Source organism: Porticoccus sp. W117 (assembly GCF_030341905.1).
Lineage (GTDB): Bacteria > Pseudomonadota > Gammaproteobacteria > Pseudomonadales > Porticoccaceae > SCSIO-12696.
In genome coordinates this window covers 166,960-172,959 of the sequence record NZ_JATAAF010000006.1, presented here as the reverse complement: position 1 = coordinate 172,959, position 6,000 = coordinate 166,960, and the positions used below count along the sequence as shown (strand labels likewise).

6 protein-coding genes are annotated in these 6,000 nt (G+C 54.9%); all 6 read left to right on the top strand.

From position 1 onward, the window contains the following. The coding region (locus QSV34_RS06865) for a transposase (RefSeq protein WP_289151995.1) at positions 1-170 on the top strand (170 nt) is incomplete at its 5' end. A gap of 471 nt (positions 171-641) precedes the next feature. Further along, positions 642-1,232, top strand: a complete 591-nt coding sequence (gene petA, locus QSV34_RS06860; RefSeq protein WP_289153139.1) for a ubiquinol-cytochrome c reductase iron-sulfur subunit — start codon at positions 642-644, stop codon at positions 1,230-1,232. Continuing rightward, positions 1,232-3,493, top strand: coding sequence for a ubiquinol-cytochrome c reductase (locus QSV34_RS06855; protein WP_289153137.1), 2,262 nt, complete (start codon positions 1,232-1,234; stop codon positions 3,491-3,493). Before petA ends, QSV34_RS06855 begins: the two co-directional genes overlap by 1 nt. Before the next feature lie 79 nt (positions 3,494-3,572). Then, the gene (locus QSV34_RS06850) at positions 3,573-4,205 is read left to right on the top strand and encodes a glutathione S-transferase N-terminal domain-containing protein (protein WP_289153157.1); all 633 of its coding nucleotides are present in this window, start codon (positions 3,573-3,575) and stop codon (positions 4,203-4,205) included. A gap of 24 nt (positions 4,206-4,229) precedes the next feature. After that, positions 4,230-4,670 carry a ClpXP protease specificity-enhancing factor gene (locus QSV34_RS06845; protein WP_289153136.1) on the top strand — a complete coding sequence of 147 codons (441 nt, stop codon included), beginning with the start codon at positions 4,230-4,232 and terminating at the stop codon, positions 4,668-4,670. 122 nt (positions 4,671-4,792) lie between these two features. Beyond that, positions 4,793-5,971, top strand: coding sequence for an acetyl-CoA C-acyltransferase (locus tag QSV34_RS06840; protein ID WP_289153134.1), 1,179 nt, complete (start codon positions 4,793-4,795; stop codon positions 5,969-5,971). Positions 5,972-6,000 lie beyond the last annotated feature (29 nt).

Sequence of the window (6,000 nt, the reverse complement as noted above, 5' to 3'; positions counted from 1 at the left end):
AAGAGATTTACAGGCGCCGGCAGGAGACAGTTGAACGCAGCTTCGCTGATGCTAAACAACTACACGGTTATCGATATGCTCGCTACACCAGGCTTAATAGAGTGGCTGGTCAGTGTCTGATGGCTGCAACTGCCCAAAACATCAAGAAAATTGCTCAGATGGCGGCCTGAGCCTCTATTGAGCCCTCTCTACACTCCAAACCCCTTGCTTAGCCTCTGTAAATGCCCCAGTACGGTGTTTGCGAGGCTCAACCTAGATTCGAGAAACTCTCCGGCTTTTGGGTTAGCAATGCCCAGAAACAACAAACCCCAGCAAAAATGCCAGGGTTTGTCAGCGATCTGAGCCCAGGCAAATGCCTGGGCTTTTTGTTTTCTGTGCTGTCATCCTGAGCGCAGCGAAGGATCTCGTTGCTTGTTGCGAGCTGGAGATCCTTCGCTGCGCTCAGGATGACAGTGGCTGTTATTTTTTCACCTGATTTTAATCAATTAATTCAATGAATTGCCCTTACCACTCCAAGGGCTATATTGCTAAAAAAGGCGCTTTTCTTTACTATTGCCCGCTATTTGTGGGTGGCCTTGTACAACTGCCCCCAACTCTCTCGCTGGTACCAAAATTGAGCAATAACACTAAGGGGAAGCGTCATGAGTAATGACGGTGTCAACCACGACAGACGTCGCTTTTTGATTGGGGGTGCCTGTGTTACAGGCGCAGTGGGTGCTGGCTTTGCCGCCGTGCCGTTTGTTGGCTCCTGGGCGCCCAGCGCCAAGGCAAAAGCCGCCGGTGCGCCGGTTAAGGCCAACATCGGCAAGTTGGAACCCGGTCAGATGATGACTGTGGAATGGCGAGGCAAGCCAGTCTATGTGGTGCGTCGTACCGAAGCGGTACTGGAATCTCTGCAAAAGACCAAAGATCGTGTCGCCGATCCCAATTCGGAAGCCTCCAAGCAGCCCGCTTACGTTGACCCTTTTAACCGTGCCATCAAACCGGAATATCTGGTTCTGGTGGGGCTGTGCACTCATTTGGGTTGCGCTCCCCAGTTTCAGCCTCAGGTAGGGCCGATGCCGTTTAATGCCGATTGGCAGGGCGGTTTTTTCTGCCCCTGTCACGGTTCCCAATTTGATTTGGCGGGCCGCGTGTTCAAGGGTGTACCTGCGCCGATCAATCTTGAAGTTCCCCCCCACCGTTACGAAGGCGACATACTGGTCGTCGGCGAAGATCAGGAGGCCGCATAATGAGTAAGTTGGCCCAATTCGGCGCGTGGATCGATTCGCGCATGCCCATGCTCCAAGTGGAGTGGAACAAGCACATGGCGCAGTACTACGCGCCCAAGAACTTTAACTTCTGGTATTTCTTTGGGGTACTTTCCCTGCTGGTACTGGTTAACCAACTGGTAACTGGTATCTGGTTAACCATGCAGTACTCCCCAACTGCAGAAGACGCCTTCGCCTCTGTGGAATACATCATGCGTGATGTGGACTGGGGCTGGTTGATTCGCTACATGCACTCCACCGGCGCCTCCATGTTCTTTGTGGTGGTGTACTTACATATGTTCCGCGGCTTGCTTTACGGTTCTTATAAAGCGCCTCGCGAACTGGTGTGGATTTTCGGCATGGCCATCTATCTGGTGCTGATGGCTGAAGCCTTTATGGGTTACGTACTGCCTTGGGGGCAAATGTCTTACTGGGGCGCGCAGGTAATTGTGTCTCTGTTTGGCGCTATCCCGGTGGTCGGTGAAGGCCTGGTAGAGTGGGTCCGTGGTGACTTCCTGATCTCCGGCGCTACCCTGAACCGTTTCTTTGCCTTGCACGTAGTGGCTCTGCCCATCGTATTGCTGGGCCTGGTGGTAATGCACATCTTTGCTTTGCACGAAGTGGGTTCCAACAACCCGGATGGCGTTGAGATCAAGAAAAACAAAGACGAGAATGGCAAGCCTCTGGATGGCATTCCATTCCACCCTTACTTCACTGTGCACGATCTGGTGCCGGTGGTGGTGTTCTTCTTTGCATTCGCCTTTATCTGCTTCTTTGCTCCGGAGATGGGTGGTTTCTTCCTGGAGTACGCCAACTTTGAAGAAGCTAATGCCCTGAAGACCCCTGAGCATATTGCTCCGGTGTGGTATTTCACCCCGTTCTATTCCATGTTGCGGGCGGTTCCGGACAAACTCGGTGGCTTTATCTGTATGGGCGCCGGTGTGGCGGTTCTGTTTGTATTGCCCTGGCTGGATAAGAGCCCGGCAAGATCATTCCGCTACAAGGGCAAGATTCCCGGCCTGATGATTCTGCTGTTTGCCGCGAACTTTATTATCCTGGGCTACCTGGGTGTTAAAGCGCCAACAGCAGCGCGCAATGTACTGGCAGAAATCACCACGGTTTTCTACCTGGCATTCTTTGTGCTGATGCCTTTCTGGACCAATAAAGATATTGGGCCTCGGATTCTTCGCCTGATCTCGTTTTGGGGTACAGGAGCCTTCTTGATTTGGTTGGCTTCCGAAAAAATTGATCTGCCTTATGAAGAATCGGGCATCGGTGTTGGCCTGCGTATCTACGGTTACGCCCTTGGCTTATTTGTCGCTATCCTGCCAATGCTGCTGGATAAAGATGTGCTTAAGCCAGAGCCGGCCCGCATTACCATGAATGGTGGTATGGGCTTCTGGCGTTCCATGCTGGCCTTGGCGGTCATGCTGCTTCTGGTGCTTCTGCCTCTGAAAGCGGTTGGTGCCGCCGGCGCCAAACCCTGTGGCTCCATTGACTGTGACCCGTTTGTGAATCCGGCACTGGCTGAGATTTCAGGGGATTTGACCGCGGGTGACCTCAAGCGCCTGGAACAGGAATCCCGCCAGCGCGGTGTACAGCTGTTTGCCAACTACTGCATGGGTTGCCACTCCGCAAAGTACTCCCGCTACGAGCGCGTTGCTGACGATCTCAATATGCCTCACCAGCTGGTATTGGATAATCTGGTGTTTAACGACGGCAAGATTGGCGACCTGATGGAAATCTCCATGCCGCCGCGCAAAGCCAAGGCCTGGTTTGGTGCTACGCCGCCGGATCTGACCCTGGTGGCTCGCGCTCGCAACCCGGAGTGGCTCTACACCTACCTGCGTCATTTCTACAAGGATGACAACCGCCCGCTGGGGGTGAACAACAAGGTGTTTAAAGACGTGGGCATGCCCCACGTTTTGATGGAGTTACAGGGCTTGCAGGAGTGTGCGCCGGGGCCATCTCTGGATGAGCACGGTCACCCCAAGACCGACCCGCTGACGGGGGCCAAGGTTCTTGATGACCCCTGTGGCGATTACAAAATTGTTCAGCAGGGCACCATGAGCCCGGCGGAATACGACCAGGCCATGTATGACCTGGTGAATTTTCTGGAATACGTAGCCGAGCCTATCGCTGAAAAGCGCCAGAGTATTGGCGTATATGTATTGTTGTTCCTGTCCCTGTTGTTTATCTGGGTGTGGTTACTGAACCGCGAGTACTGGAAAGATATTCACTAGTATTAGCAGGCCCTAATTTTTCCGGGCCGCCCACTGATGGGCGGCCCGTCACTTTTTTGATGAATAGATGAGGTTCCCCATGGGGGTTGTCGCCAAGCGATCTTCAATGACGTTTTTTTCTGACCCGCAGTGTCACTACTGCCACCGGGTTCGTATTGTTCTGGCCGAGAAAGGCGTAACGGTGGATATTGAAACCGTTGACCCGGCCAATCCGCCAGAGGAGCTGGCGGAAGTCAGCCCATACAACTCTGTACCCACCCTGGTGGATCGCGACCTCGCCCTGTACGAATCCAAGGTGATGATGGAATACCTGGATGAGCGTTTCCCCCACCCGCCATTGCTGCCAGCTTATCCGGTAGCGCGGGCTCTGAATCGCCAGTTCATGTACCGCATTGAGCGCGACTGGTGCCAAATGGTGGATCTGATCACCTCTAAGGGCAGTACCAAAGAAGCGGATGCGGCACGCAAGCAGCTGCGCGATGAGCTGGTTTCCATTGCGCCGATTTTTGCGGAAAACCCTTATTTCATGAATGAAGAGTTTTCTCTGGTGGATTGCTGCCTGGCGCCTATCCTGTGGCGCTTGAACTGGTTGGGCATATCACTTCCCAACACCAAACAGGTGAAACCTCTGCACGCCTATATGCAGCGCATCTTTGAGCGCCCATCGGTGATGCAAAGCCTGTCAGAAATTGAACGGGAAATGCGCCCCTGATTATTCGGGGCAGGATGAGCTCAGATGTCAATGGCTTCCAACCGGCCTTACCTGATCAGGGCCTTTTATGACTGGATTGTCGACAACGACTGCACCCCCTACGTGGTGGTGGACGCCTACTTCAATGGTGTAGAGGTGCCCCAGCAGCACGTCAACGATGGTCAGATTGTGCTCAACCTGTCACCCCGTGCCGTGGCGGGCTTTTCTCTGGAAAATCAGCAAATTCGTTTCAGTACCCGGTTTGGTGGCGTGCCCACCGATATTTGCCTGCCGGTGGAATCGGTGCTGGGCATCTATGCCCGGGAAAATGGCCAGGGCATGGTATTCCAGCGCGAGGAGCCGGCAGTGGCTCTGGCGCCGGTACAGAGCGTCGATAGCAATGACCCTGATGGCGATGATGATTCGCCGCCTCCCACGGGCTCTGGCCCCTCCGGCAGTCGCCCCAGCCTTCGGGTTGTCAAGTAGCCTGTACACAATTTAAAAACCCACTGAGCAAATAGCAGCCAGTGGGTTTTTAAATTGTGCTGTGACAACCGATATACTTCCCGCTTCCCAATAGAAATCCTGGCAAATTTTGAGGTGTTGTGATGAACGACCCGGTCGTTATTGTTGGTATGGCTCGTACTCCCATGGGTGGCTTCCAGGGAGATTTCAGTACGGTTTCAGCAACCGATCTCGGTGCGGCAGCTATTGGCGCCGCGGTTGAAAGAGCGGGTCTGGAGCCGGACCAGATTGACGAAGTACTGATGGGCTGTGTACTGCCCGCCGGCCTCGGCCAGGCGCCAGCGCGTCAGGCGGCACTGGCTGCTGGACTGCCGAAAAACGTGCCCTGTAGCACAGTCAATAAAGTGTGCGGCTCCGGCATGAAAACCGTGATGATGGCGGCGGCTGAACTGCAAATTGGCGCGGCAGATGTGGTTGTGGCCGGTGGTATGGAAAGCATGACCAACGCCCCCTACATGCTTCCCAAAGCCCGTGGTGGTCAACGTTTGGGCCACGGTGAGGTGCTCGACCACATGTTCTACGACGGCCTGCAGGATGCCTACGCCGGTGGCCTGATGGGGGCATTTGGGGAAAGTTGTGCCGACAAATATCAGTTCAGCCGGGAGCAGCAGGATGCCTATGCCATCGAATCCCTGCGCCGCGCCAATGCCGCTATTGAGGCCGGTCACTTCAAACAAGAAATTGCCCCAGTCACTGTGAAAAGCCGCAAAGGCGATGTGGTGATCGATACTGACGAACAACCCGGCAAGGCGCGCCCGGACAAAATCCCCGCCCTGAAACCGGCGTTCAAAAAAGACGGCACCATTACCCCGGCCAACGCCAGTTCCATCTCCGATGGCGCTGCCGCTCTGGTACTGATGCGTCAAAGCGAAGCCGAAAAGCGCAACCTCAAGCCCATTGCAGCCATTCGTGGCAGCAGCCAGCACGCCCACGAGCCGGAGTGGTTTACCACGGCCCCGGTGGGTGCCATGCAGAAGTTGCTGCAAAACCTGCAGTGGTCTGTGGAGGATGTGGACCTGTTTGAGGTAAACGAAGCCTTTGCTGTGGTGAGTATGGCCGCCATGAATGAACTGGATATTCCCCACGATAAAGTCAACGTGCACGGCGGCGCTACCGCACTGGGCCACCCCCTGGGAGCCAGCGGCGCACGTATTCTGGTCACCTTGCTGGCTGCCTTGCAGACTCACGGCAAAAAGCGCGGTGTGACGTCTCTGTGTATCGGTGGTGGCGAAGCAACAGCGATTGCGGTGGAGCTGTTGTAGCCAACGTCATTGCCGTTTAAAGCCTCGGT